General features: G+C 67.3%; 1 protein-coding gene. It reads right to left on the reverse strand.

From position 1 onward, the window contains the following. Positions 1 to 4385: amino acid adenylation domain-containing protein (locus tag AC07DF_RS41245; RefSeq protein WP_478982741.1), on the reverse strand; the 4385-nt coding region annotated here is incomplete at both ends.

The raw sequence follows: 4385 nt of genomic DNA on the forward strand, positions 1-4385 counted from the left end.
AAGAGCCGGGCCAGTTCCGGCTGCTGATCGCTCAGTCCGCTCAGGTCCACTTCCCGCCAGGGCAGGGCGACCTCCCGCGGAATCACCTGCACCGGGTGTTCCGCGTCCTCCTGCCAGAAGCCCGCCCGCAAGCTCGCATGCCGTCGCAACAAGGCTGCTGCGGCGGACCGCAGCACCGGCACGTTGAGCTGTCCTTGGAGGGTGAGGGCCAACTGGACGGTGTAGACATCCGGCAACTGCTTGTCGAAGGCGGAGTGGAAGAGCAGGCCCTCCTGCAGCGGTGAGAGCGGAAGGATCTCCTCAAGACCTGACTCGTCTGCTCGGGACCCGGTCAGACGATCAAGCTGCTGCTGCGTCAGCGACACAAGGGGGAGGTCCGAGGGCGTCCAGCCCCCAGCTCCGGGCTGGCGGGTGTGGGTGATGAGTGCGTCGAGTGCCTGTGACCACAGGCTGGTGAGTTCACGGACGTCCGCTTCGGACAGTGCCTGTTCGGTCCATGTCCAAGACGCCACCAGCTCGGGTCCCTCTGCGCCTTCCCGGGCCAAGGCGTTGATGTCGAGGTGGTGTGCCGGTCCCGGCTCTGGCAGGGCGGTGTCGGCCGGGTCGAAGAGGGCGTCGGCTTCTTCTGCGATGGCCCATTGTCCGGTGTCTGCTGGGGTGAGTCGTCCCAGGTAGTTGAAGCCGATTTGGGGAGCGGTCAGGTTCGACAGTCGTGTGCCGGTCTGGGGGTTGAGGTAGCGGAGGAGTCCGTATCCGAGTCCGTGGTCCGGGACTGTCCGGAGTTGTTCCTTGACTGTCTTGAGCGCTTGTCCGGTGGCGGTTTCTCCGGTGAGTACGTGGTCGAGGTCGATGTCGTGGAGGTCGAGGCGTACGGGGAACAGGCTGGTGAACCAGCCCACCGTGCGTGACACGTCGACACCGGCGGCGAACTCGTCCCGGCCATGCCCCTCCACATCGACCAGCAACGCCGCGCCCGCATTTCCGCGCTGCTGGTGCCAGCGCATGACCGCTACGGCCAGAGCGGTCAGCAGGACGTCGTTGACGTTCGCATGAAACGCAGCCGGTACCTCCGAGAGCAACGGCACCGCCCGTTCCGGCAAAATGGTCATGGTCAACGACCGAGTGGTGTCCGTCGCCCGAGGCGGTCGGTCGGCCAGCATCACGCTCGGGCTGTCGAGAACGTGCTCCCACCATGCTGTCTCGGCGATGCGCTTCGGTTCCTGAGCTTGCTCCACCAGCAGTTCGGCCCACCGGCGGAACGAGGTGTGCACGGGGGCCAGGTCCACTGCACGGTCGGCTGCGACGGCTGCCGCCGCGGAGGACAGATCCGGCAGCAGAATCCGCCAGGACACCCCGTCCACCACGAGATGGTGCAGCACCAGCAACAACCGGCCCGGCCGGGCCGGCCCGGCATCGAACCACACCGCCTGCACCATGACCCCGTCACCGGGGGCAAGCCGCCGCACTGCCCCGGCGCCCTCTGCCGCGATCGTCGCGCGCAACGCCGCGCCTTCCAGCCCGAGGATGTCCACGCGGCGGATACACGAGCTCGCCTCGATCGTGGCGCGTGGGGCGATCTCCAACTGCCACTCGCTGCCAGGATGCCGGATCATCCTCATGCGCAGCGCGTCGTGCTGATCCAGTGCCGCCTGCATCACCGCGATGAGGCGCGCGGCGCCGAGACCACCGGGAACGTTCAGGAGCACCGTCTGATGGAACTGGTCGAGTGAACCCCCACGTTCTCGCAGCCGGTGCATGATCGGGGTCATGGGCAGCCGACCGATGCCGGCATCAGGCGCCTCACCGCCGAGTTCACCCGCTCCAGCCGCTGTCGCAGCCACGGCCAGAGCTGCCGGGGTCCTGTACTGGAACACGTCGCGAAGGGAGAAGACCAGCTCAGCGGCGCGAGCTTTGGACACGAGCTGGATGGACATGACACTGTCGCCACCCAGTTCGAAGAAGTTGTCCTCGGCGCCGACCTCGGGGACGCCCAGTACCTGGGTGAAAAGTCCGCAGAGAAGTTCTTCCCGCGGTGTGCGAGGAACACGGCTCTTCGACATCCCGGCGAGGTCGGGTGCGGGCAACGCTGCCCGATCCAGTTTCCCGTTCGGGAGCAGGGGCAGTTCGTCCAGGACGACGAAGACCGCGGGGGTCATGTAGTCGGGCAGTGTGTTCCGGATGAAGTCGCGTAGTTGTGAGGTGTCGGTGGTTGTTCCGGTGGTGGGTACGACGTAGGCCACGAGGCGTTTTCCGGAGGGGTTGTGCTCCTGGGCGACTACGGCGGCCTGGGAGAGTGCGGGGTGGCGGGAGAGGACGGTTTCGATTTCGCTGGGTTCGATGCGGTAGCCGCGGATCTTGACCTGGTCGTCGGCGCGGCCCGCGAAGGTCAGTTGCCCGTCGGGTGTCCAGCGGGCCAGGTCGCCGGTGCGGTACATGCGGGTACCGGCCGGGCCGAAGGGGTCGGGCACGAACCGCTCGGCTGTCAGGCCGGGGCGGTTGACATAGCCCCTGGCCACTCCTGTCCCTGCCACGTACAGCTCGCCGACCACACCCGGAGGCACCAACCGCAGCCCAACGTCCAGCACATACACCCGCGTGTTCCGCAGGGGTCGGCCAATGGGCACGACTCCCGGCGACAGCGCCGCGCCCGGCTCGATCCGGAACTGCGTACAGCTGACCGTGGTCTCGGTCGGACCGTAGACGTTGAACACCGTCACCGACGGGTGTCGGCGCCGCCATTCCTCGAGAGGTTCGTCGAGCAACGCCTCACCGGCGAGCAGCAGTTCCTCCGTCGGCGAGAACTCCGCGGGCAACGAATTCAGCAGGGGCAGGTGGCTCGGCGTGCCCTTGAGGAACGTGGGCCCGGCACCCGTGACTCCCTCGCCGGGCCGTGAGTGCTCCTCCAGCGCTGCGAGGCGGATGCAGCCACCGGTCAGCAGAGGGACGAACAACGCCGTGACGGTCATGTCGAAGGCTGCCGAGGAGTGCAGCAGAACCTTTCCGCGCGCACTCGGATAGGCCTCGCGCGCCCAGGCCACATAGTCCGCAAGCGACCGGTGCTCCACCACGACACCCTTGGGGACGCCGGTGGAGCCGGAGGTGTAGATGACATAGGCCGGATGGGCCGGCGACAGCGGGGCGGCACGGTCGGTGTCACGAGGATTCACGTCCGGGTACCGGCTCATGTCACCGGCCAGAACACCGGCGTCCACGACCATCGCAGGGCGAATGTCACCCAGCATCAGCGCGATGCGCTCGGACGGGTGCGCCGGGTCCACCGGCAGATACGCCGCCCCGGCCTTGTGCACCGCGAGCAGTGCCACCAGCAGCTCGATCGACCTCGGCAGAACGACGGCGACCACGTCCTCAGGGCCGACGCCCTGTGCGATCAAGCGGTGGGCGAGCCGGTTCGCCCGAGCGTTGAGTTCCGCATAGGACAGCGTGGTGTCCTCGAAAAGCGCGGCCGGCTTGTCGGGCGTGCGGGCCACCTGCTCCTCGAACAACTGCGGCACGCTCGCCGACGCCTCCGGCGCCGCCGTGTCGTTCCACTCCACCAGCAGCCGATGTCGTTCTTCGGCCGTCAGCATGCTGCTCTGTCCGACGAGGCACCCGGGATCGGCGATGACTGATTCCAGGAGTATGCGAAGTCGCACCGCGATGGCCTCGACCGCGTCTCGCTCCATCAGGTCCGGTCGGTACTTCAAGCGCAACAGCAGTTCGCGCCCGGGTATCACCGCGAGGCTGAGCGGATAGTGGGTGCCGTCGCTCGCGTTGATGTTCCGTACCCGCAGATCGGATCCCGCCATCTCCACTGCCGAGGCGTCCAGGGGATAGTTCTCGAACACGGTCGTCGTGTCGAACAGCTCCCGCAGCCCCGTCAGATGCTGGATGTCGGCCAGGCCAAGATGCCGGTGGTCCAGCAGTTCCGACTGTTCGTCCTGCAGCCGGGTCAGCATGTCCGCCCACGAGTCGGTCTCGTGCCAGCGCACGCGTACGGGCAGGGTGTTGATGAACAGCCCCACCATGTTCTCGATGCCCGCGACCTCCGGGCCACGACCGGATACGACACCGCCGAAGACCACGTCGTTCCGGCCGAGCGAACGCCCCAGCAGTACTCCCCACACTCCCTGGACGACGGTGTTGAGCGTCAGGCCGTGACCGCGCGCGGCCATCGACAACGCCGTTGTCGATTCCTCCGAGAGCGCGACGGGCAGCACCTCCGGGGTCACCGAAGAGTGGTGTCGTCGGGTCGTGGCCAGCAGCGTGGGCTCTTCTGTCCCGGCCAGTGCTTCTTGCCAGGCCTTCTTGGCTGCGTTGCGGTCCTGGGTTGTGAGCCAGGTGAGGTAGTTCCGGTAGGGGGCTGGGGGTGGGAGGGGCGTGTTGTT

The sequence above is a fragment of the Streptomyces sp. NPDC044719 genome, from assembly GCF_056433405.1.